Source organism: Trinickia sp., assembly GCF_051954495.1.
Classification (GTDB): domain Bacteria; phylum Pseudomonadota; class Gammaproteobacteria; order Burkholderiales; family Burkholderiaceae; genus Trinickia.
Map to the genome: position 1 here is coordinate 14,724 of NZ_JBQCHR010000129.1, position 23,470 is coordinate 38,193.

Consider the following 23,470-nt stretch of genomic DNA (forward strand, 5'->3'; position numbering starts at 1 on the left):
GGGATAGACCGCGTTCGGCTAGCGACATGAACTCGGACCGGTGATTATCGCAAATTCGCGCGGGCGTTCCTTGTTCACAGCCAGCCCGTTTTCTTGAGCTTTCGGTAGAGCCATGCGCAGGCGGCGACAGTCACGCCGAGCGTCACCGGATAACCCCATGCGAACTTGAGTTCCGGCATGTTCTGGAAATTCATGCCGTAGAGGCTAAACACGATGGTCGGAACCGCGAGCACGGCGCCCCATCCGGCCAGTTGCTTGACGATGTCGTTCTGCCGCACGGACACGAGCGCGAGGTTCACGTGCATGGCGTTCGTCAGCATTTCGCGCAGGTCGTCCGTCGCGGCAATCACACGGTGGGCATGATCCTGAATGTCGCGCAAATAGGCGCGCAACTCCTTCGGGATGATCTCCTCGTGAAAGCGAACGAGCTGATTGCAAATGTCGTCCATCGGCACGGCCGCGTTTCGCAGTTCGATGAGACTGCGGCGCAATTCGTAACTCTCTTGAATCACCTCGAGATCGAAGTCGGCCTTGAACATACAGCCTTCGATGCGATCGAATTGCGCCTCGTAACTGCTCATGATCGGCTGATAGTTGTCGACGACGAAATCGAGCACCGAATAGAGCGCGAAACCGGGGCCCTTGGCGAGCAGATGCGGATTCTGTTCGACGCGGGTACGCACTTCGGTATAGCTGGACGAGGCACCATGCCTGACCGTCACTAGAAAGTTGTGCCCGACGAACACGTGCGTTTCGCCATACTGCACCTCGCCCTCGATGAGCTGCGCGGTCTTGACCACGATGAACAAAGACGCGCCGTAGGTTTCGATCTTGGGGCGCTGATGGGCCTTCAGGGCATCTTCGATCGCCAGATCGTGCAGATGAAATTCCTGCTGCACTCGCCTGAGCAAGGCCTCGTCGGGATGGTAAAGGCCGACCCAAATGAACGAGTCGGGCTCTCCCACCACTTCGCTGATGTCGTCGATTTCGATATCGCGAACCCGCTTGCCGGCGCGATACAGCACGCTTTTCACCACCATGTCCATCGGCGTTCCTCCTGTCCCATTGTTCTAGCCGCGCCAGCCTAGCCGGGCCGGACGGTCAGGCAATGATGCCTCAGCCGCGCGAGGAATCGGACGGATCTTTTTCATCGCCTCCCATTGCTCGTGCAAAGATCCGCATGGCGATTTGCCATTGTCAAACCGGTATTCAACGCGGCCGGCGCGGCTGCTTCGCGCGCGTAGGCGCACTCGCCTACAGCGGCTTGGCCGCGCCCGCTTGCGACAACAGCGAGACGGCGGCTTGACTGGGCATTCCGCTAGTATCGGTCACATCTGCGTTCGCCAGCGCCCTAAGGTCGCTGTCTACGCCCGGCTGGCCGACCACGAAGGGAGTCGTCAAGAACGCGGGCACCGTCAACGTGACTTGATAGCGCTGCTGGACGTTCGTGCCCACTGCCGTTTCCGCGGCGAGGACGTCGGTCGCATTGCCCAACGCTTGCTGGAAATGCCCGTTGCTCGGGAAATTTGCAACGAGGTGAGTCACATCCGTGCCGAGTTGCGAGGCAAGATACACCATCATCAACTCGGTTTCAGGCGTCGTATTGAACGTGCCGCCGGCGAAGGCCAGCGAATGCAGCGTCGTATTAGCCGACACGGCTGTGATCACGCAAGGGAGAGTCGCGGCGAACGTGAGGCTGTAGTTTCCGCTGCTGTCCGAGACGGTGGTACCCCACCCCTGCGCACAGTCTGCACGGATGGTTGCGCCTGCGATCGCTCGCCCTGTTGCGGCCGTGCCGGATAAGGTCACCGTTGGCGGTTCGCCGTCGTCGAAACATCCGTCGACACCGACGCAGACGCTCCCGTGGCAAGCGGGCAGGGTTGCAAGGGAAGCGACGCACATCGCACGTACGGCCGTGCGAGCAGAACCTAGGTAGTCGATGTTCATAGCGACCACGGCGGATGCCGATCCAAGAAAGAGACGACGGTCTGCACGCCGGCAGCCGGCGCGACGTTTCTCATTCTAGGTACAAAGCACGACCCCAAGCAAAAACCCCCGCAAGCTTTCGCTTTGCGGGGGTTTTTAAATTCTGGCGGAAAGGGTGGGATTCGAACCCACGGTACGGTATAACCGTACACCGGATTTCGAGTCCGGCGCATTCGACCACTCTGCCACCTTTCCGACTTCTCGAATTGGGTTGCCCCGTATTCGCTTCGCCAAGCTGGTCGTCGTTTGGCGAAGCGAAGATTATAGAACAGTCCACGCCGCTTTCCAAGCTCTTTTTCGCAAAAAAGCTGAAGCAGCGGCCGGTGCGCTCACCCCGCCGTATTCGCTTCCAGCCGCTCCACGCCACCCAAGTACGGACGCAACACCGCCGGCACCGTCACCGAGCCGTCCGCGTTCTGGAAGTTTTCGAGCACGGCCACGAGCGTGCGCCCCACGGCCAGTCCCGACCCATTGAGCGTATGCACGAGTTCCGGCTTGCCCTGCGCGTTGCGATAACGAGCCTGCATGCGGCGGGCTTGGAATGCCTCGGTATTCGAGCAGCTCGAAATCTCGCGATACGTATTCTGCGCAGGCAGCCAGACCTCGAGGTCATACGTCTTCGCCGCGGAGAACCCCATGTCGCCAGTGCACAGCGTAATGACTCGGTACGGCAACTCGAGCTTCTGCAAGATCGCCTCGGCATGGCCGACCATCTGCTCCAGCGCCTCATACGAGGACTCCGGCGCCACGATCTGCACCATCTCGACCTTGTCGAATTGATGCTGCCGAATCATCCCGCGCGTGTCGCGGCCGTAGGAACCGGCCTCGGAGCGGAAGCACGGCGAATGCGCCGTCAACTTGATCGGCAGCGCCGCGCCGTCGACGATGCTCTCGCGCACCGTGTTCGTCAGCGAAATTTCCGATGTTGAAATCAGGTACTGCGTCACCACGTTCTCACCGCCGCCCTTCTCGACGCGGAACATGTCGTCGGCGAACTTCGGCAGCTGGCCCGTGCCGTACAGGATTTCAGGGTTGACGATGTACGGCGAATAGATTTCGGTATAGCCGTGCTGCTGCGTATGCGTGTCGAGCATGAACTGCGCGAGCGCGCGATGCAGTTTCGCCATCGGGCCACGCAGCATCGTGAAGCGCGCGCCCGAGAGCTTCGCGCCCGTTTCGAAGTCGAGGCCAAGCGGCGTGCCGACATCGACGTGATCCTTCACTTCGAAATCGAACCGACGCGGCGCGCCCCACCGGCGCACTTCGACGTTGTCCTTCTCGTCGCTGCCCGCCGGCACGCTCTCGTGCGGCAGATTCGGCACTTCCAGCAGCAACGCGGACAAGCGCGATTGCACGTAGTCCAGCTGGGTGGCCGACGTCTTCATCTCGTCGCCCAAGCCGCTTACCTCGGCCATCACCGCCGTCGTGTCCTCGCCCTTGCCTTTCATCGCGCCGATTTGCTTCGACAAGCTGTTGCGCCGTGACTGCAATTCCTCGGTGCGGGTTTGAATGGCGCGGCGTTCAGCTTCGAGCTGGCTGAACGCGGCCACGTCGAGCGTGTAGCCGCGGGCGGCGAGGCGCTTGGCCACGCCGTCGAGATCTTTGCGCAGCAACTGGATGTCGAGCATAACTAGGTGCGGGTCGTATCGTGGTTGAAGTGGCGATTTTAACGCACCGGCTCGCCGTGCCGCGCGGTCATCCGAACAAAGCGACGGCGGCCGGCGCCAAGCGCCGCCGCCCTCACTCGCCCTTCGTCTTGTTCTCGCGCCGCCAGGCCGCATCGAGCTCCGACAAACGCGCCAGTTTCTCGCCGATCTTGCCCTCGAGCCCGCGCGGCGTCGGCTCGTACCAGTGCGGCTCGCGCATGCCGTCGGGCAAGTAGGTCTCGCCCGCCGCATAAGCATCGGGTTCGTCGTGCGCGTACCGATACTCGTGACCGTAGCCCAGTTCCTTCATCAGCTTCGTCGGCGCGTTGCGCAAATGCACGGGCACCGCGCGCGATCGATCCTTGCCGACGAAACGCCGCGCTTCGTTGTAAGCCATGTAACCGGCGTTCGACTTCGGCGCCACGGCCAGGTAGATCAATGCCTGCGCCAAGGCCAATTCGCCTTCGGGCGTGCCCAACCGTTCATAGGTCTCGGCGGCGTCGAGTGCAATGCGAGGCGCACGCGGATCGGCAAGGCCGATGTCCTCCCACGCCATACGCACGATACGGCGCGCCAGGTAGCGCGGATCGGCGCCGCCGTCGAGCATCCGGCAAAACCAATAGAGCGCGCCGTCGGGGTTGCTGCCGCGCACCGATTTGTGCAGCGCACTGATCTGGTCGTAGAACGCATCGCCGCCTTTGTCGAAGCGACGCAAGTTCTCCGTCAACGCGCTCGCGATCAATGCGCCGTCGATGCTCTCCGCCTTTTGCGCCGTGGCGGCGCGCGAGACGATCTCGATATTGTTGAGCAGCTTGCGGCCGTCGCCGTCGGCCGAGACGATCAGCGATTCCTTCGCTTCGTCGGTCATCTCGACGCTGCCCAACGCAGCGAGCGCCCGATCGAGCAGTTCGCGCTGCTCGTCGTCGTCGAGACTCTTGAGCACATAAACAGCCGCCCGGGACAGCAGCGCGCTGTTCACTTCGAACGAGGGGTTTTCCGTGGTCGCGCCGATGAACACGAACAAGCCCGATTCGACGTGCGGCAAGAACGCGTCCTGCTGACTCTTGTTGAAGCGATGCACTTCGTCGACAAAAACCAGCGTGCGACGCCCGTGCGCGCGATGCGCTTGCGCAACTTCAACGGCTTCGCGAATGTCCTTCACGCCCGAGAGCACGGCCGATAGCGCAATGAACTCCGCATCGAACGCCGTGGCCATGAGCCGCGCGAGCGTCGTTTTGCCGACGCCGGGCGGCCCCCACAAGATCATCGAATGCGGTTCGCCCGATTCGAACGCCACGCGCAACGGCTTCATCGGCCCGAGCAGATGCTTTTGGCCGATGACGTCGTCGATCGTGCTGGGCCGCAGCCGCTCGGCGAGCGGCATGCCGGCGCGGGTTTCCTCAAACATGGCTGGTTCCGAATCGTAACGGCGTCAACGGAAGGCAACGCCTGGCGCCGGTGCGGCGTCGTTACCGCAGCACCGCTGAAACCGGCGCTCGACGCCTTATCCGTTGATCACATCGGCGCCCTTGGGCACCGTGAATTTGAAAGCACCCGGTTTCAACGCCGGATTCTTTTGAATGTTCGAGAACGTAAGCAGCGTCACGTTGCCGAACACGTCGTGCAATTCCATCGCCTGAAGATTGCCGTCCCGAAAGCCGATGCCGACGCGCTCGAATTGCGTGTCGCGCGATTTCGGAATCAGTTCGAGCCAGTCGATGCCTTCTTTCACGCCCGCATCGCGCAGCGTGAAGTTCTTCTCGAGATCGTTGCTGCCGAACAAGATCGCGGCCGGGCTTGCCCCCAATGCACCGCCGAGCTTGCGGATCGTGACCTGGTTCAAATCCTTGTCGTACACGTACAGATTATCGCCGTCGGCCTGGAGCACTTGCTCGTACGGCTTCTCGTACGACCAGATGAACTTGCCTGGACGTGCGAATACGAACGTCCCGCTCGAGGTGCCGCCCACCGTCGGCACGACTGAATCGCTCGCCTTCGCGTTCTTGGGCGGCGCTTTGACTTCGCGCTGGACGAAATCGCCGCGCGCCGCATGCACTTGCGCGACGAACGCCTTCAATTGCTCGGCGCCGCTCGCGAACGCCGCGGGCGCGCAAACCAGCAACGCCGCGCCCACCGCAATCGCCCCAATGCCGCGCGTCAGCGCGCTCAAGCGCGAACGCATGTCTTGTCGAAACGAGTCCTGCATCGAATTCAAAATAACGCTCCGTGATGGATCGGAAAAAGAATCGGAAAACGCTCGCCGCGAGCCCGGCCGGCTATGCGTCATGCACCCACGGTCGATCTCGAGCGCTCAATCGCCCTCGCGCGATGGAACGAGAATCTCACGATTGCCGTTCGACGACATGGCCGAGACAAGCCCCGATTGCTCCATTTGTTCGAGCAGCCGAGCCGCGCGGTTATAGCCGATGCGCAAGTGGCGCTGAACGAGCGAAATCGACGCGCGCCGATTCTTGACCACCACCTCGACGGCCTGGTCGTAGAGCGGATCGGATTCGTCGCCCCCCTGCCCGCCGCCGGCCGCCGCCTGGCCTTCGTCGCCCTCGCCCGCCAAGCCGCCCTCGAGCAACCCTTCTACGTAGTTGGGCTCGCCCTGCTCTTTGAGCTTTTCGACGACACGATGCACTTCGTCGTCGGACACGAACGCGCCGTGCACGCGCACCGGCAACCCCGTGCCCGGGGGCAGGTACAGCATGTCGCCCATGCCGAGCAGCGATTCCGCGCCTTGCTGGTCGAGGATCGTGCGCGAGTCGATCTTCGAGGAAACCTGGAACGCCATCCGCGTGGGCACGTTCGCCTTGATGAGACCCGTGATCACATCGACCGAAGGCCGCTGCGTGGCAAGGATCAAGTGAATGCCGGCCGCGCGCGCCTTTTGAGCGATCCGCGCGATGAGCTCTTCCACCTTCTTGCCCACCACCATCATCAGATCGGCCAACTCGTCGATGACGACGACGATGTGCGGCAAGCGTGTAAGCGGTTCGGGCGCTTCGGGGGTGAGGCTGAACGGATTGGGCAGCTTCTCCTCGCGCTTGGCCGCCTCGTCGATCTTGTTGTTGTACCCGGCCAAGTTGCGCACGCCCAGCTTGCTCATCAGCTTATAGCGGCGCTCCATTTCCGCCACGGCCCAATTGAGCGCGTGCCCGGCCTGGCGCATGTCCGTCACGACGGGGCACAGCAAGTGCGGAATGCCCTCGTAGACGCTCATTTCGAGCATCTTCGGATCGATGAGGATCATGCGCACATCTTCAGCGCTCGCCTTGTACAGGAGCGAGAGGATCATCGCGTTGATCCCCACCGATTTGCCCGAACCCGTCGTACCGGCCACGAGCAAATGCGGCATCTTCGCCAAATCGGCGCAGACGGGGTTGCCGCCGATGTCCTTGCCCAGGCCCATCGTCAGCTTCGACGCGGCCGCCGCGTACACCTCGGAGCCGAGGATTTCCGACAGGCGCACCGTTTGCCGCCGCTGGTTCGGCAACTCGAGCGCCATGTAATTCTTGCCCGGAATGGTTTCGACCACGCGAATCGAAACGAGCGAGAGCGAACGCGCCAAGTCCTTGCCCAGATTGACGATCTGGCTGCCCTTCACGCCCGTGGCCGGCTCGATCTCGTAACGCGTGACGACAGGCCCCGGATACGCCGCGACGACGCTGACGTCGACGCCGAAATCCTTGAGCTTCTTTTCGATCAGGCGCGAGGTGAATTCGAGCGTATCGGCCGAAATGGTCTCTTGCGCGGGCGGCGCAGGGTCGAGCAGCGCGATCGGCGGGAGCGTGGAATCGCCGGGCAGATCGGCGAACAGCGGCACCTGCTTTTCCTTTTCGACGCGCTCGGATTTGGGCGGCGTCGCCATGGCCGGCACGATCGTGACCGGCTCGTGATCCTCTAGCCGCACGCGGTTTTGCACGACCTTGCCTTCCCGTTTGACGGCCGCGGCCTCGCCGAGCTTGCGGTCGCGCCCCGCCTCGCGGCGCAACTTCGCGAACGTGACGGCCGAAATGATCGATTCGCCAACGCGCTCGGCGACGGACAGCCACGAGAAGCGGAAATAGAGCGACAGGCCGATCGCCAGCGCAAGCAGCAGCGCGAGCGTGCCGCCCGTAAAACCGAGCGCATGGGACACGCCGCGCGCCACGGCATCGCCGACGATGCCGCCCGGGGCCCGCGGCAGCGGCACGCGCAGCGACCACATCCGCAGCGCTTCGATACCGTCGCACGCAAGCAACACGAGCACGAAGGAAAAGGCGTCGGCGATCCAGGCGCCGTCGCGAGGGGTTTCGTCCTCGTCGGCGGCATGGCGATTCAAACGCCGATAGTTGGCGGCGATGCGCCGTGCCAGCAGCACGACCCACCAATAGGTGGATAAGCCGAACAGCAGCAACAGGATGTCGGACGTCCACGCGCCGACGCGCCCCGCCCAATTGGAGATGCGCTCGACCTGCGCCGCGTGCGTCCAACTGGGGTCGTGACGGCTGTAACTGACGAGCGCCATCACGAGGAACACGCAGAGCGCGACCTGCAAGATCCAGCGAATTTCGGTGAAAAGGCGCGACATGCGATGCGGCAACGCTTGCGCAGGCGCCGAATAAGGAGCTTTGGCCATGAATCCGTAGCAGCGTGGCGGGCGCACCCGCCAGGGGTTCGATGCGGGCTATTGTAAACGCTGCGTCGCGCGCCCGGCTGTAAATGACGGTAACGGCCCCGACAGCGCGCAAAAGCTATCGCACCGATTGAGCGCGCTGTCAGCGGCGGCGGCAAGGCCCCTTTATAATCATGGGCGTATGCCCAACTTACGAAACGAAAGCGCCGCGCCGTCGAACGGCAAGACGCGCAGCGCTTTCGCCGGGCAGCCTTCTTGCGGCATTTTTTCTTACGGAACGAACAATCATGTCCACGCGCAAACACGCCAAAGTGCTCATTCTCGGTTCCGGCCCCGCCGGTTATACGGCTGCCGTCTACGCCGCGCGCGCGAATCTTTCCCCGGTGCTCGTCACGGGCCTCGCCCAAGGCGGCCAGCTCATGACGACGACCGACGTCGAAAACTGGCCGGCCGACGCGGGCGGCGTGCAAGGCCCCGAATTGATGCAACGGTTTCTCGAACATGCGGAGCGGTTCAATACCGAGATCGTGTTCGATCATATCCATACCGCCAAGCTGCATGAGAAGCCGATTCGGCTGATCGGCGATTCGGGCGAGTACACCTGCGATTCGCTGATCATCTCGACGGGCGCTTCCGCCCAGTATCTGGGTCTGCCCTCGGAGGAAGCCTTCTCCGGCCGCGGCGTGTCCGCCTGCGCCACTTGCGACGGCTTCTTCTACAAGCAACAGCACGTCGCGGTCGTGGGCGGCGGCAACACGGCGGTCGAAGAAGCGCTGTATCTGGCCGGCATCGCCAGCAAGGTGACCGTCATCCACCGCCGCGACAAATTCCGCGCGGAACCGATCCTCATCGACCGTTTGCTCGAAAAGGAAAAGGAAGGCGTCGTCGAGATCAAATGGAATCACGTGCTCGAGGAAGTGACGGGCGACGACTCGGGCGTCACGGGCGTGCGCATCAAGCACACGCAGACGGGCCAAACGTCGGACCTCGCCCTGCAAGGCGTCTTCATCGCGATCGGCCATAAGCCCAATACCGACATCTTCGAAGGCCAGTTGGAGATGAAAAACGGCTACATCATCACGAACGGCGGTCTGAACGGCAACGCCACCGGCACGAGCGTGCCGGGCGTGTTCGCGGCAGGCGACGTGCAGGATCATGTGTACCGCCAAGCGATCACGAGCGCAGGAACGGGCTGCATGGCCGCGCTCGATGCCCAGCGCTATCTGGAAAGCGTGCACGAGCTTCATCAGGATCACGTGATGAGCGCGGAAGCCGATCGGTAAAATAGCGTTCGTCGGCTCGCCGCTCGGCCTGCGCCGAGCGCCTTATCGAGCGTAAGAGGAAAGGGCCGGGGCCGCCATGCCCGCGGCCCTTTTTGCTTAGCGCGTCGGCATAGTCGGGCGCGTTCGCCGTTGTCGTTGTCGCAGTCCCCGTCGTCATCGCCGTGACCGTCATGTCCAAGAATCGTCCCCGTTCGAGCGCCAATCAGCGCCCCGAGGCCGCGCAACGCGCCTCCGGCCTCACCGATCTTGCCGCCTTGCGCGACGCGCTCAAGCAAAGCGCCGCCGAGCGAGAGCGCGAGCGGGCCGCCGCCGCCAAAGCCGCGCGCGAAGCGGCGGCCGACGCCGAGATCTTTCGGCGCGAAGTCGGCAACGTCTCGCCGATCGCGGCGGCGGCCCGCGCCACGCCCCACCGCGCTCCGCCGCCCGCCTTGCCGCTGCAAACCAAGCGCGACGAGCAAGCCGTGCTGAACGAGGCCATCTCCGACGAGTTCGATCCCGAGGTACTGCTCGACACCGACGAGTCGCTGTTCTATTGCCGGCCCGGCATCAGTCACGAGGTCGTGCGCAAGCTACGGCGAGGACATTGGATCGTCCAAGCGCAGCTCGACTTGCACGGGATGCGGCGCGAAGAAGCGCGTGAAGCACTGGCCGAGTTCATCCGCGAAACGGTCAAGCGCGGGTTGCGCTGCGTCCGGGTCATTCACGGGAAGGGCTTGGGGTCCGTCGGCAAGGAGCCCGTACTGAAGGGAAAAGTGCGCGCATGGCTCGTGCAGAAGGCGGAAGTCATTGCGTTTTGTCAGGCCCGTCCACACGACGGCGGCGCCGGAGCGGTGCTCGTGCTGCTGCAGCCGAGCCCCGGCCGGCAAGGCGCCGCACGCCCGGAGCGGGAGAGCGGCAGTGCATCCTAGGCTCACGTTCGCGCTCGCCATCATCGAGGGCCTCGCCATCCTCGCCTATGCGTTTTCCGGTTTTATCGAGGCGCGCAAGCGCCGGCTCGACGCGGTCGGCACCTTTCTCGTCGCCCTCGCGACGGCATTCGGCGGGGGCACCGTGCGCGACGTCCTGCTTGAACGCCGGCCGTTTTACTGGGTCGAGCACGAAGCGTACGTCATCGTCATCTTCGTCCTCTCGCTGTTCGCGCCGGTCGTGCTGCGCATGGCGTCGCGCGTGTTCAACGAACGCGCGCTACTGATCGCCGACGCGATCGGTCTGGGCCTGTTCAGCATTTCGGGAACGTCGATCGCGCTCGACGCGAACATGCCGGCGTTCATCGCCGTCATGATGGGCGTCGTGACAGGGGTATTCGGCGGCATCATTCGGGACGTCGTCTGCAACGAGGTGCCGCTGCTGCTGCGCGATTCGCGCCCCTACGCCACGTGCGCGTTCGCCGGGTGCTGGCTGTATCTTCTGCTCGACCATCTGCAGGTCGACTCGGTCTACAGCGTCATCGCCGCGACCAGTTTCATCCTCATCGCGCGGCTCATCACGTTCAAATTCAACGTGCGCCTGCCGCATTGACGGCATCGCGGATGGCACCACACAGGGGCGGCCGAGCGCCGCCCCTCGTTCCTTCGCGCTTACGCGATGCGTGCTTCGGTCTTCGGGTCGAACAACACGGCTTTCGACACGTCGGCGAGCAGCGTCATGTTCTGTTGCGCCTGCGGATTGGAGGCCGGGTGGACGCGGCTCACGGTGCGTTTACCGTTGATCTGAGCAAAGACGAGCGTATCGGGCCCCGTCGGCTCGATCACGTCGACGTTCACCTTCAGCGGCTGCAGATCGCTGCTGTTCGCGTCGTGCGCGCCCCGCGCGTCGGTAATGCGCTCGGGGCGCAGGCCCAGAATGACGCTTTGCCCGACATGCGACTTCACGCGGTTCGCCTCGAACGGCAGCTTCAACACGCTGCGCTCGACGCCCGTGTCGATCTCCATGCCGATGCCGGCGCCTTGCTCGACGAGCTTGCCTTCGATGAAGTTCATCGGCGGCGCGCCGATGAAACCGGCGACAAACAGGTTCGACGGCGAATCGTAGATCTCCTGCGGGGCGCCGAACTGCTGCACGACGCCGTCCTTCATCACGGCGATGCGGTCGCCGAGCGTCATCGCCTCGATCTGATCGTGCGTGACGTAGACGATCGTCGTGCCTAGGCGTTGATGCAGCAGTTTGATCTCCGAGCGCATTTCGATGCGCAGCTTCGCATCGAGATTCGACAGCGGTTCGTCGAACAGGAACATGACCGGATCGCGCGCGAGCGCCCGGCCCATCGCCACCCGTTGGCGCTGACCGCCCGAGAGCTGGCCCGGCTTGCGGTCGAGCAAATGATCGATCTGCAGCATCGACGACACGCGATCGACGATCTGCGCCTGCTCCTTCTTCGGCACTTTACGGATGTTCAGGCCGAACGAGATGTTCTCGCGCACCGTCATCGACGGATAAAGCGCGTACGACTGGAACACCATCGCAATATCGCGATCCTTCGGCGAGAGATCGTTGACGACCTTGCCGTCGATGCAGATCTGCCCCTTGGTTACCGTTTCGAGGCCGGCGATCATGTTGAGCAGCGTCGACTTCCCGCACCCGGAGCCGCCGACGAGAATCAGGAACTGACCGTCCTCGATCTCGATGTCGACGCCCTTCAAGACGGGCACGCCATTGGGGTAGGTCTTGTATACGTCGCGGATGGAAAGGCTTGCCATGCTGAAATCCTCTAATCTGCTTACTGCTTTCGAGTCTGTCGAATAGGCGTTGCGCTCGTTCGGCCGCGCGGCGCTTCGCGCCCGCGCCGCGCCTGGCGGAACGCCCCTACGTGTTAGCCCTTCACCGCGCCTGCCGTCAGACCGCGCACGAAGTAGCGGCCCGCGATGACGTAGACGAGGAGCGTCGGCAACGCCGCGATGATGGCGGCGGCCATATCGACGTTGTATTCCTTCACGCCTGTCGACGTATTCACGAGATTGTTCAAGGCCACGGTAATCGGCATCGAATCGACGCCGGAAAACACGATACCGAACAGGAAGTCGTTCCAAATCTGCGTGAATTGCCAAATGACGCACACCATGAAGATCGGCAGCGAGACGGGCAGCAAGATGCGCGTGAAGATCATGAAGAATCCGGCGCCGTCGATGCGCGCCGCCTTCACGAGTTCGGCCGGAATGCTCACGTAGAAGTTGCGGAAGAACATCGTCGTGAACGCGATGCCGTAGACGACGTGCACGAGCACGAGGCCGCCGATCGTGTTCGAGATGCCGATGAACCCGAGCAAGCGCGCCATCGGCAGCAGAATCGTCTGAAACGGGATGAAGCAGCCGACCAGCAGCATCGTGAAGATCGCATCGGCGCCGCGAAAGCGCCAGTGCGTCAGCACATAGCCGTTGAACGCACCGATGATCGACGACAGCAACACAGCCGGAATCACCATGCGCACCGAATTCATGAAGAACGGACGCATGCCGTCACAGCGCACGCCCGTGCAAGCCTCGCTCCATGCCTTGATCCATGGCGCAAAGGTCCAGTGAGTGGGCGGCGTCAGCAGATTGCCGGTACGCAGTTGATCGAGATCCTTGAACGACGTGGACAACATCACGTACAGCGGAAACAGGAAGTACAGCGCGAACAGCACGAGCGCAGCGTAAATGAACGCGCGACCAAAGGTCATCTTAGGCTGCATTGCGGGTGCTCCTCGACTCCAGGTACATGAGCGGCACGAGTACGGCGACGACGGTGGCCAGCATCATCATCGACGATGCGGCGCCCACGCCGAGTTGCCCGCGGTTAAACGAGAACGTGTACATGAACATCGCCGGCAGCGACGAGGACGTACCGGGCCCACCGGCCGTCAGCGCGACGACGAGGTCGAACGTCTTGATCGTGATGTGGCACAGAATCAAGAGCACCGAGAAGAACACGGGACGCATGCTCGGAATCACGATCTTGCGATAAATGGTGGGCAGCGTCGCGCCGTCCACCTGGGCGGCCTTGAAAATTTCCGAATCGACGCCGCGCAGGCCGGCAAGGAACAGCGCCATGACGAAGCCCGTCGATTGCCAAACGGCAGCGATCACGATACAGAAGATGGCCTTGTCGGGATCGTCGAGCCAAGTGAACGAGAAACTCGTCCAGCCCCAGTCGTGCAAGACTTTCTCAAGCCCGAGGGAAGGATTGAGAATCCACTGCCAAGCCGTCCCCGTGACGATGAACGAGAGCGCCATCGGATAAAGGAACACCGCGCGCAACGCGCCTTCGTTGCGAATCTTCTGATCGAGCAGAATAGCGAGAAAAAGCCCGAGCCCGATGCAGATCGCGATGAACGGAATGCCGAACCAACCGAGGTTCTGCGCCGACGTCCACCAGACATCGTTCTCGAACAGTTCGCTGTAGCGCGTGAGGCCGGCGAACGTGTAGTTGGGCATCAGCCGCGAACTCGACAGCGACAGATAACCGGTGACCAGAATAAAGCCGTACACGAAGACGACGCTGATCGCCACGCTGGGCGACAAGACGAGCTTCGGGATCCAGCGATCGGCAAACGCCGACATCGACGAGGTGCGGTGGGATACGGGCGCCACGTTGTTCCCCTTTCCGCTGAGAGAGGCAGCCACTACTCGACTCCTGAGTGCTTGCGGACCGGCCTTGGCGTTTCGAAAGTCCGATATGCCCGGCCGGCTTGAGTGAAGCAGGCAGACGCCGCACGCAGCGAGCGCCCGCCCCTTTAACTACAGTTGCGCTTACTTCGTCTTGGCGGCCTTGGCGAGCGCGGCCACTGCGTCTTGCGACGATTCGCTCGAGTTCATGAACTTCGTGACGACGTCGCTCATCGCGCCGGCCGTGGCATCGCCTTGGGCCATGCCGTGCGCCAGCGACGGCACATAGCCGCCGGCCTTGATCGCCGCTTGTTCGTCGGCGTACGACTTCTTCGCGCAATCGTCATAGCTGCTCATGTCGACGCCCAGACGCACGGGGATCGAGCCCTTGTACAGGCTGAACTGCTTCTGGAAGTCGGGGCTCATGATCGTCTTGGCGAGCGCAAGCTGGCCCGGCGTCGCGGCCTTTTGGCCCTTCTGCTGGAAGAACACGAACGAGTCGACGTTGAACGTGTAGGCCTTTTCCGTGCCTGGCACCGCCGTGCAGACGTAATCCGTGCCGGCCTTCTTGTTCGCGTTCGCGAACTCGCCCTTCGCCCAGTCGCCCATGAACTGCATGCCGGCCTTGCCGTTGATGACCATGGCCGTGGCGAGGTTCCAATCGCGGCCCGTGCGCGAGCTGTCGAAGTAGGTCGTCAGCTTGCGAACCGTATCGAACACCTTGACCATCTGCGGCGACGTGAGCGTCTTTTGATCGAGATCGACGATCGCCTTCTTGTAGAAATCGGCGCCTTGCGACAGCACGACGTCTTCCCACACCGTGAAGTCTTGCCACGGCTGGCCGCCCATCGCGACCGGCTGGATGCCCGCCGCCTTCATCTTGTCGGCGACGGCGAAGAACTCGTCCCACGTGGTCGGCACCTTGCCGCCGGCCTTATCCAGCGCGGCCTTGTTGATGTAGAGCCAGTTCACGCGGTGCACCGAGAACGGCGCGGCGACGTAATGGCCGTCCGCTTGCATGATCTTGTCGATCTGCGGCGGCAGGTTCTTCTTCCAGTCTTGTTCCTTCGCGACCGAATCGATGTTCACGAGCACGCCCTGATCGGCCCATTCCTTGATCAGCGGTCCTTTGATTTGCGCGGCGCTGGGCGCGTTGCCCGAGATCACCTGCGTCTTCAGCGCCGTCATGGCCGCGGCGCCCGCGCCGCCCGCCACCGCGAAGTCCTTCCACGTGTAGCCTTGCTTCGTCATGTCGTCCTTGAGGACGCCGATGGCCTTGGACTCGCCGCCCGAGGTCCACCAGTGCAGCACTTCGACGGATTCCGCCGCCTGAGCCGCCGACACGCCCATCAACAGCCCCGTGGCGCACAGCGCAGCCATGATCGCGCGAACTTTCATTCTTTATCTCCTCCAGACTACTGACCAAGTAACGATTGGATCCCCTCTTCGACAGGCCGGGGAACGGTGGTTGGGTGCAACAGACAACAACACTGGATAGGGCCGAACCGCGTTGGCGCGCGCTCGCGTGCATCTCGGGCAAGCCCGGCCGCGGTGGATCGTCAGGAAACGGGTGCTTCCAAGCTCAACGACTGTCTCCTCATTCGAATTCGGCTTGCCCGCGTCGCGCGTAGCCAGCTCGGGGAGGCAGCGCTGCGCAAACGGCGCTGCTAACATGCACGCGCGGTATGTATCGAGACACTGACCCATACACGGAAACACGCGGCGCGTTGCCGCCGATCGGCCTCGAAAACGTCCGCCGCCCGCGGCGGCCAACAACTTTTTTCGTTCGATCGACGTTACCTCTTGATTTGGATTGTAGTTAAACTACAATTCAGTGTCAAAAATATTTTTATCGCGCTACAAGACGTCGCAACTCGAGCAGCCAGCTAGCCTAGACCCGTTTCTCGAACGCGCCCGCAACCCTTTGACTTCGGCTCACGACTCATGCAAATCGACTCAGGCTTCACTTTCGTTCTCTTCGGCGGGACTGGCGATCTGTCGATGCGAAAGATTCTTCCGGCGCTCTTCGAGGCCCATCGCGCGGGCATGTTGTCCGAGCACGGCAAGATCGTCGCCGTGGCGCGGCACGCGGCCGACCGCGACGGCTACATCGAGTGGGTCAACAGCAACGTCAAGGCTCATGTTTCCAAAGGCGGCGGCCTAGATCAGGCGGCGTGGCAGCGCTTTCTGGAGCGCATCGCCTATGTCAAGCTCGACCTGGGCAAGCCCGAGGATTTCGTTCTGCTGCGCGATGCGATCGACGGCCATGCCGGCACGCGCGTGTTCTATCTAGCGACGGGGCCGTCGCTGTTCGTGCCGATCTGCCGCGCGCTGGCTTCGGTGGGGCTGAACGAAAATGCGCGCATCGTGCTGGAGAAGCCGCTCGGCTACGACTTGCGTTCGTCCAATGCGATCAACGACGCCGTGGGCGAGATCTTCACCGAAGAGCAGATCTATCGGATCGACCACTATCTCGGCAAGGAACCCGTGCAGAATCTGCTGGCGCTGCGCTTCGGCAACGCGCTGTTCGAGCCGCTGTGGCGCCGGGAGTGGGTGGAAAGTATCCAAATCACCATCGCCGAAGAGCTGGGCGTCGAGGGCCGGGGCGACTTCTACGACAACACGGGCGCGCTGCGCGACATGGTGCAGAACCACTTGCTGCAGCTGCTGTCGATCGTCGCGATGGAGCCGCCGCATTCGATGGATTCCGATTCCGTCCGTGACGAAAAACTGCGCGTGCTGCGCGCGCTCAAGCCGATCGATACGCGCGACATTTCCAAAATGGCCGTGCGAGGCCAGTATCATTCGGGCGTGATCAAGGGCACGTCGGTGCCGGCGTATGCAACCGAGCACGGCGTCAAATCCCAAAGCACGACGGAAACGTTCGTCGCGCTGAAGGCTGAAATCGAAAACTGGCGTTGGGCCGGCGTCCCGTTCTTCCTGCGCACGGGCAAGCGCTTGGCCGAGCGGGTGGCGGAGATCGTCGTCAATTTCCGGCCCGTGCCGCATTCGGCGCTCGGCGCACCCGCGCTGCGGCCGGGGGCCAACCGGCTCGTGATCCGGCTGCAGCCGAACGAATCGATCCGCCTGTACTGCCTGGCCAAGCAACCCGGCGAAGGGATGAACCTCTCGAGCGTGCATCTGGACCTCGCCTTCGATCAGTTCTTCAAGGAAGGACAGATGGAGGCGTATCAGCGGCTGCTGCTCGATGTGATCAATGGCCGCCTCGCGCTGTTCGTGCGGCGCGACGAGCAAGAAGCCGCGTGGCGCTGGGTCGAGCCGATCCTGAACGAGTGGCAAGGTTCGAACAAACCGCCCAAGCCGTACGCGGCGGGTACCTGGGGCCCCGCCGCCGCAAGCGCGATGCTCGCGCAGCACGGCACCTGCTGGCTCGAGGAAGAGAACTGAGCGCCAGGCGAATCGCATCGATGTGACGAATAGACGGTTCGGCGGCGTTACGCTTCGCATTGCAGCGCGCAAGGCGTTCGGGGAAAGCGCGATGCCTGCCGACCATGTTGGACATACAAAAAGCAGTCTGGAGGAGAAGTGATCGAGCTTCACGCTTTTGACGACCCGCGCGCCCAAGCCGGCGCGCTGGCTAAAGCGGTCGGCGGCGCCCTCGGTGCATCGCTGGCCGCGGCCATGGGCGCGCGCGCCACGCTAGCCGTCTCCGGCGGGACGAGCCCGCGCCCGTTCTTCGAGGCGCTGGCGCTCGAACCGCTCGAATGGGACCGCGTCGACGTGACGCTCGTCGACGATCGCTGGGTGCCCGAAACCGACGGCGCGAGCAACGCCCGCCTGGTGCGCGATACGCTGCTGACGCACGCGGCGAGCGCGGCGCGGTTCGCCCCGCTCGTCGACGTGTCCGTCTCGCTCGACGCGCGCATTGCCGCCTTGAACGCCGACTCCTCCTACGCACAGCCGAACGTCGCCGTGCTCGGCATGGGCGAGGACGGCCACACTGCCTCGCTCTTCGCCGATGCGCCCTCCCACGAATGGGCGCATGCGCTGCAAACGCCCGAGCGCTACGTCGCTGTCCATCCGGGCGCCGCTCCGCACGCGCGCGTGAGCCTTTCGATGTCGGCGCTCAAGGGTGTCGGCAAGCTGTTCCTGCTGATCTCGGGCGAACGAAAACTCGACGTACTGAAAGCGGCCGCATCGTCGCCGCAAGAAAACGCCATCTCGAAGCTGGCAAACGACAAGGGAGTCAGACTCGATGTCTACTGGTCTGCAAAATAAAACTGTTTCGGTACCCGGCGCACGCCAGCACGCCGATGGTCCGCGTCTGCTCGCCGATATCGGCGGCACCAACGCACGCTTCGCGCTAGAAACGGAGCCGGGGGAGATTACGCAGATTCGCGTCTACCCCTGTGCCGACTATCCGACGATCGAAGACGTGCTGAAGAAGTATTTGAAGGACACCAAGATCGGCCGCGTCAATCATGCGGCAATCGCCATTGCGAACCCCGTGGACGGCGATCAAGTCAGCATGACGAACTTCAAGTGGGCGTTTTCGATCGAGGCGACACGGCGCGCGCTCGGTTTCGACACGCTGCTGGTCGTCAACGATTTCACGGCGCTCGCCATGGCGCTCCCGGGCCTGACCGACGCGCAGCGCGTTCAGGTGGGCGGCGGCTCGCGCCGGCAAAACAGCGTGATCGGCCTGCTCGGCCCCGGCACGGGGCTCGGCGTGTCGGGCCTCATTCCGGCCGACGACCGGTGGATCGCGCTCGGCAGCGAGGGCGGCCACGCGAGCTTCGCACCGATGGACGAGCGCGAGGACATCGTCCTGCAGTACGCGCGCAAAAAGTGGCCACATGTGTCGTTCGAGCGCGTGGCGGCGGGCCCGGGCATCGAGCTCATCTACCGTGCGCTGGCCGCTCGGGACAAAAAGCGGGTGGCGCCGACGGTCAATCCCGCCGAGGTGGTCGAGCGCGCGCACGCGGGCGAGGCGCTCGCACTCGAAGCGGTCGACTGCTTCTGCGGCATCCTCGGCACGTTCGCCGGCAATCTGGCCGTGACGCTTGGCGCGCTCGGCGGTATCTATATAGGCGGCGGCGTCGTGCTCAAGCTCGGCGATCTCTTTCTGCGCTCGTCGTTTCGCCAGCGCTTCGAAGCGAAGGGCCGCTTCGAGCCTTACCTCGCCAATGTTCCGACCTATTTGATCACGGCCGAATACCCCGCCTTCCTCGGCGTGTCGGCCATTCTTGCGGAGCAACTGTCGAATCGCGCGGGCGGCGGCTCGTCGGCCGTCTTCGAACGGATCCGCCAGATGCGCGATGCGTTGACGCCGGCCGAACGCCGGGTGGCCGATCTCGCGCTGAACCATCCGCGTTCGATCATCAGCGACCCGATCGTCGACATCGCCCGCAAAGCCGACGTGAGCCAGCCAACCGTCATTCGCTTCTGCCGTTCGCTCGGCTGCCAAGGGCTGTCCGACTTCAAGCTCAAGCTCGCAACCGGCTTGACGGGTACGATTCCTGTCAGCCACAGCCAAGTGCATTTGGGCGACACCGCCACCGATTTCGGGGCGAAGGTGCTCGACAACACCGTATCGGCAATCTTGCAACTGCGCGAGCACCTGAACTTCGAGCACGTCGAACGCGCGATCGAACTGCTCAACGGCGCGCGCCGGATCGAGTTCTACGGGCTCGGCAATTCGAACATCGTCGCTCAGGACGCGCACTACAAGTTCTTCCGCTTCGGCATCCCGACGATCGCCTACGGCGATCTATATATGCAGGCCGCATCCGCCGCGCTGCTCGGCAAGGGCGACGTGATCGTGGCCGTGTCGAAGTCCGGGCGCGCGCCGGAGCTGCTGCGCGTGCTCGATGTCGCGATGCAAGCCGGCGCGCAGGTCATCGCCATCACGTCCAGCAATACGCCGCTTGCGAAACGGGCGACGGTTGCCCTCGAGACCGATCACATCGAGATTCGCGAATCGCAGTTGTCGATGATTTCGCGCATCCTGCATTTGGTGATGATCGACATTCTTGCCGTTGGCGTGGCGATCCGCCGCGCGGAGCCGACGACGGAGGTGGCCCAGGCCGTGGCCAAGGCGCGCACGGCGTCCACGGACGACGCGACGGCCGTGCTCGACTGGCTCAGCCACGGGGCGGCGTCGTCGGCGGCGGATTGATCCGAGCGCCTACGGGGCCTTTGAGAGCCCGGATGACGGCGGAACCGGGCGGCTTCACGCCCCGGCGCCGCCACCCGCTACCCGCTACCCACCCTGCCACCCCACTCCGCGACATTCAGGCGCGGTTTTTTTCGCCCGTACCCTCTATGCCGCCCCCGGGCGCCAGCGCGTTTTGCGGCAGGCTGCACCGTAAAGGTGCACGTGCGGACGCCGGTAATCGAGATGACGGCGGGATGCCGGGCGAAGCCGCGATCTTTCTTCAACGTATTCGCAACAACGGTGCATCAAAAAGATGTTGCGCTCTCACAACAGTCGGCGGGGTCAATTAAGCGGTTGCTTCCACTTCTTTCCTTGTCTGGCAAGGGTTTGCATCATTCATCAGCGGATATAGTCCTTTTCACTACACGCAACAATCTTCTGCAACTAGGGTTTGCACTAATGAGGGTACGGGGTCCAGATGCCTAGTATCGCCTCGACTGCCTGGACCCGCGGGCGAGCCAACTACTGAAAAAGTAGAGGGGTCCGCGGCAAGAAATTAACCAATCCGGGTTGCTCATACTGCAACTCTCTTCGTCTCGGAGACCTAGTTTGATGAAAAAGTCACTTCTCGCACTCGCAGCTTTGGGCATGTTTGCTGGCGCTGCTCACGCACAGAGCACCGTCACGCTGTACGGTATCGTCGACATCGGCATCCTGTACACGAGCAATGCCAACGCCGCAGGCAAGTCGGCATGGCAAATGGCTAGCGGTAACGAGTCCGGCTCGCGCTGGGGCTTGACCGGCGCCGAAGACCTCGGTGGCGGCACGAAGGCTATCTTCAAGTTGGAAAACGGCTTCAACCCGAACAACGGCACGCTGGGTCAAGGTGGTCGTGAGTTCGGCCGTCAAGCCTACGTCGGTCTGAGCAACAAGAGCTTCGGTACGTTCACGCTCGGCCGTCAGTACAACGCCGTGCAAGACTACCTGGCACCGCTCGACGTCGCTTCGACGCTGACGCAGTACGCCACGCACCCGTTCGATAACGACAACCTGAACAACACGTTCCGCACCGACAACTCGGTGAAGTACGTGTCGCCGACGATGGGCGGCTTCCAAGCTGAAGCGCTGTATGGCTTCTCGAACAGCACGGGCTTCGCGAACGACCGTAGCTACAGCATTGGCGCAACGTACGGCATGGGCCCGTTGAACGTGGCTGCAGCTTACGCCTTCGTTCAAAACCCGAACGTCGCCGGCGGCGCAGTCAATGGCACGATCGCTGGTCAGCGCGTTCACCAGTGGGGCTTGGGCGCCACGTACGGCTTCGGCCCGGCAACGGTCGGCCTGCTGTACACGGGCTCGCTGTACACGTCGTCGACGGCTGCTCTGACGGCGCCGGCAGGCACGATCCACTTCAACAACTACGAAGGCAGCTTCCGTTACAACCTGACCCCGGCTCTCGTCGTGGCGGTTGGCGAAACGTACACGGGCGTGCGTCAAGCAGGCGTGTCGGGCCACTACTGGCAGACCAACCTGGGCGCCGACTACAACCTGTCGAAGCGCACGGACGTCTACCTGACGGGCATCTACCAAAAGGCGACGAACAACCTGAAGGCTGCCATCGACGCGTCGGCTGGCATCGCGAGCGGTCAGTCGCAAACGGCTGTTGTTGCTGGTATCCGTCACAAGTTCTAATAAGCAACGCGTCTTCCGGCCGGGCTTCGGCCCGCCGGACGAGCGCGACGCGCAGTACCTTGAAAGCGCCCCTCGTGGGCGCTTTTTTCATGACGGCACCGTCCCTCCGCGCTACCTTCCCGCGCTACCTTCCCGCGATACCCGTCGCAGTTCGCTGCCGTCGTCTCCGCCCGCGACACCATTTCCCCGCCCCACCTCTTATCCGAACGGCCAGCTGCGGTCTGCCGCGCCCCGCTTTGGGTACAATCCCAGACATTACGCAGGCGGCGCCCACTTGGCGCGTTTTGTCGCCGGCGTCCATCGAACTTCAAGCTCTGCCCATGTCCAGCAACCAAGCCCTTTTCGAACGCGCGCAACGCACCATTCCGGGCGGCGTCAATTCGCCCGTGCGCGCCTTTCGCTCCGTCGGCGGTACGCCGCGCTTCGTCAAGCGCGCCCAAGGCCCCTATTTCTGGGACGCCGAAGACAAGCGCTACATCGACTACATCGGCTCGTGGGGCCCGATGATCGTCGGCCACGTCCACCCCGAAGTGCTCGAAGCGGTGCAACGCGTGCTGGCAGACGGCTTTTCGTTCGGCGCGCCGACGGAAGCCGAAATCGAGATCGCCGAGGAAATTTGCAAACTCGTGCCTTCGATCGAAAAGGTGCGGCTGGTGTCGAGCGGCACCGAAGCGACGATGAGCGCATTGCGCCTCGCGCGGGGCTTTACGCAGCGCAATCGGATCGTGAAGTTCGAAGGCTGTTACCACGGCCATGCCGACAGCCTGCTCGTCAAAGCCGGCTCCGGCCTGCTGACATTCGGCAATCCGACATCGGCCGGCGTGCCGAGCGACATCGCTAAACACACGACTGTGCTGGAGTACAACAACACGGCGGCACTCGAAGAAGCCTTCGCCGCGTTCGGCGGTGAAATCGCGGCCGTCATCGTAGAGCCCGTCGCCGGCAACATGAACCTAGTGCGGGGTAATCCGGAATTCCTGCAAGCGCTGCGGCGCCTTTGCACGCAGCATGGTGCGGTGTTGATTTTCGACGAAGTGATGTGCGGTTTCCGCGTCGGACTGGGTGGCGCGCAGGCGATGTACGGCATCGCGCCCGACCTCACCTGCCTCGGTAAGGTGATCGGCGGCGGCATGCCCGCGGCCGCATTCGGCGGGCGGCGCGACATCATGTCGCTGCTCGCGCCCGAAGGCGCTGTCTACCAAGCCGGCACCTTGTCGGGCAACCCGATCGCCGTCGCCGCCGGCTTGAAGACGCTCCAATTGATTCAGGCGCCCGGCTTCTACGAACGCCTATCGGCCCAAACAGCACGGCTCACGAGTGGCTTGACGGCCGCCGCGCACGAGGCGGGCGTACCCTTTTGCGCCGACGCCGTGGGCGGCATGTTCGGCCTGTACTTCACCGACCAAGTGCCGGCGAGCTTCGCCGACGTTTCGCGCAGCGACATCGCGCGCTTCAACGCGTTCTTCCACCGGATGCTCGATGCGGGCGTGTACTTCGCGCCGTCGGCATACGAGGCCGGTTTCGTCTCGAGCACGCACGACGAC

Annotated in this window: 18 protein-coding genes and 1 tRNA gene; 8 read left to right on the plus strand and 11 right to left on the minus strand. The window is 63.2% G+C overall.

The genetic code is table 11. The features are described 5' to 3' along the window. Positions 1–74: 74 nt before the first annotated feature. The 7 genes from corA to ACTHNR_RS18135 all read right to left on the minus strand — a co-directional run bounded on the left by corA (position 75) and on the right by ACTHNR_RS18135 (position 8,256). Positions 75–1,046 (minus strand): magnesium/cobalt transporter CorA, encoded by a 972-nt coding sequence (corA, locus tag ACTHNR_RS18105; RefSeq protein WP_440549040.1) that lies wholly within the window; start codon positions 1,044–1,046, stop codon positions 75–77. 208 nt (positions 1,047–1,254) lie between these two features. Further along, entirely contained in the window at positions 1,255–1,947 is a 693-nt protein-coding gene (locus ACTHNR_RS18110; RefSeq protein WP_440549041.1) for a hypothetical protein, read from the minus strand. 143 nt (positions 1,948–2,090) lie between these two features. Further along, a tRNA-Ser gene (locus tag ACTHNR_RS18115) sits at positions 2,091–2,181 on the minus strand. A gap of 134 nt (positions 2,182–2,315) precedes the next feature. Further along, a complete protein-coding gene (gene serS, locus ACTHNR_RS18120; protein ID WP_440549042.1) occupies positions 2,316–3,614 on the minus strand; it encodes a serine--tRNA ligase in 1,299 nt (432 codons plus the stop codon). 112 nt (positions 3,615–3,726) lie between these two features. Continuing rightward, positions 3,727–5,040: a replication-associated recombination protein A gene (locus ACTHNR_RS18125; protein WP_440549043.1), complete on the minus strand. Its 1,314-nt coding sequence runs from the start codon at positions 5,038–5,040 to the stop codon at positions 3,727–3,729. 96 nt (positions 5,041–5,136) lie between these two features. Continuing rightward, positions 5,137–5,814, minus strand: a complete 678-nt coding sequence (gene lolA, locus ACTHNR_RS18130) for an outer membrane lipoprotein chaperone LolA (protein WP_440549044.1) — start codon at positions 5,812–5,814, stop codon at positions 5,137–5,139. 129 nt (positions 5,815–5,943) lie between these two features. Beyond that, positions 5,944–8,256, minus strand: a complete 2,313-nt coding sequence (locus ACTHNR_RS18135) for a DNA translocase FtsK (protein ID WP_440549045.1) — start codon at positions 8,254–8,256, stop codon at positions 5,944–5,946. A 284-nt stretch (positions 8,257–8,540) separates the two neighbouring features. On the opposite strand from ACTHNR_RS18135, the gene trxB reads away from it, so the two are divergent. From trxB to ACTHNR_RS18150, 3 genes are all read left to right on the plus strand, one after another. Next, positions 8,541–9,536 carry a thioredoxin-disulfide reductase gene (gene trxB / locus ACTHNR_RS18140; protein ID WP_440549046.1) on the plus strand — a complete coding sequence of 332 codons (996 nt, stop codon included), beginning with the start codon at positions 8,541–8,543 and terminating at the stop codon, positions 9,534–9,536. A gap of 170 nt (positions 9,537–9,706) precedes the next feature. Beyond that, positions 9,707–10,444, plus strand: a complete 738-nt coding sequence (locus tag ACTHNR_RS18145; RefSeq protein WP_440549047.1) for a Smr/MutS family protein — start codon at positions 9,707–9,709, stop codon at positions 10,442–10,444. Beyond that, complete coding sequence (locus ACTHNR_RS18150; RefSeq protein WP_440549048.1) at positions 10,434–11,054, plus strand: trimeric intracellular cation channel family protein; 621 nt, start codon at positions 10,434–10,436, stop codon at positions 11,052–11,054. Before ACTHNR_RS18145 ends, ACTHNR_RS18150 begins: the two co-directional genes overlap by 11 nt. Before the next feature lie 59 nt (positions 11,055–11,113). Here the strand turns inward: ACTHNR_RS18150 and ACTHNR_RS18155 are convergent, their stop codons facing one another. The 4 genes from ACTHNR_RS18155 to ACTHNR_RS18170 all read right to left on the minus strand — a co-directional run bounded on the left by ACTHNR_RS18155 (position 11,114) and on the right by ACTHNR_RS18170 (position 15,514). Continuing rightward, a complete protein-coding gene (locus tag ACTHNR_RS18155; RefSeq protein WP_440549049.1) occupies positions 11,114–12,232 on the minus strand; it encodes an ABC transporter ATP-binding protein in 1,119 nt (372 codons plus the stop codon). 113 nt (positions 12,233–12,345) lie between these two features. Then, entirely contained in the window at positions 12,346–13,203 is an 858-nt protein-coding gene (locus tag ACTHNR_RS18160; protein WP_440549050.1) for a carbohydrate ABC transporter permease, read from the minus strand. Further along, positions 13,193–14,134 (minus strand): carbohydrate ABC transporter permease, encoded by a 942-nt coding sequence (locus ACTHNR_RS18165; RefSeq protein ID WP_440549051.1) that lies wholly within the window; start codon positions 14,132–14,134, stop codon positions 13,193–13,195. The genes ACTHNR_RS18160 and ACTHNR_RS18165 overlap by 11 nt, the downstream gene beginning before the upstream one ends. Positions 14,135–14,260: 126 nt before the next feature. After that, a complete protein-coding gene (locus ACTHNR_RS18170; protein ID WP_440549052.1) occupies positions 14,261–15,514 on the minus strand; it encodes an ABC transporter substrate-binding protein in 1,254 nt (417 codons plus the stop codon). 546 nt (positions 15,515–16,060) lie between these two features. Between ACTHNR_RS18170 and zwf the strand changes: the two genes are divergently transcribed. The 5 genes from zwf to hemL form a co-directional block, all read left to right on the plus strand. Further along, the gene (gene zwf / locus ACTHNR_RS18175; RefSeq protein WP_440549053.1) at positions 16,061–17,524 is read left to right on the plus strand and encodes a glucose-6-phosphate dehydrogenase; all 1,464 of its coding nucleotides are present in this window, start codon (positions 16,061–16,063) and stop codon (positions 17,522–17,524) included. Positions 17,525–17,662: 138 nt separating this feature from the next. Further along, entirely contained in the window at positions 17,663–18,355 is a 693-nt protein-coding gene (gene pgl / locus ACTHNR_RS18180) for a 6-phosphogluconolactonase (protein WP_440549054.1), read from the plus strand. Further along, positions 18,333–20,255 (plus strand): bifunctional transcriptional regulator/glucokinase, encoded by a 1,923-nt coding sequence (locus ACTHNR_RS18185; RefSeq protein ID WP_440549055.1) that lies wholly within the window; start codon positions 18,333–18,335, stop codon positions 20,253–20,255. Before pgl ends, ACTHNR_RS18185 begins: the two co-directional genes overlap by 23 nt. A gap of 591 nt (positions 20,256–20,846) precedes the next feature. Further along, a complete protein-coding gene (locus ACTHNR_RS18190; RefSeq protein ID WP_440549056.1) occupies positions 20,847–21,926 on the plus strand; it encodes a porin in 1,080 nt (359 codons plus the stop codon). Positions 21,927–22,015: 89 nt separating this feature from the next. Further along, the coding region (hemL, locus tag ACTHNR_RS18195) for a glutamate-1-semialdehyde 2,1-aminomutase (RefSeq protein ID WP_440549057.1) at positions 22,016–23,470 on the plus strand (1,455 nt) is incomplete at its 3' end.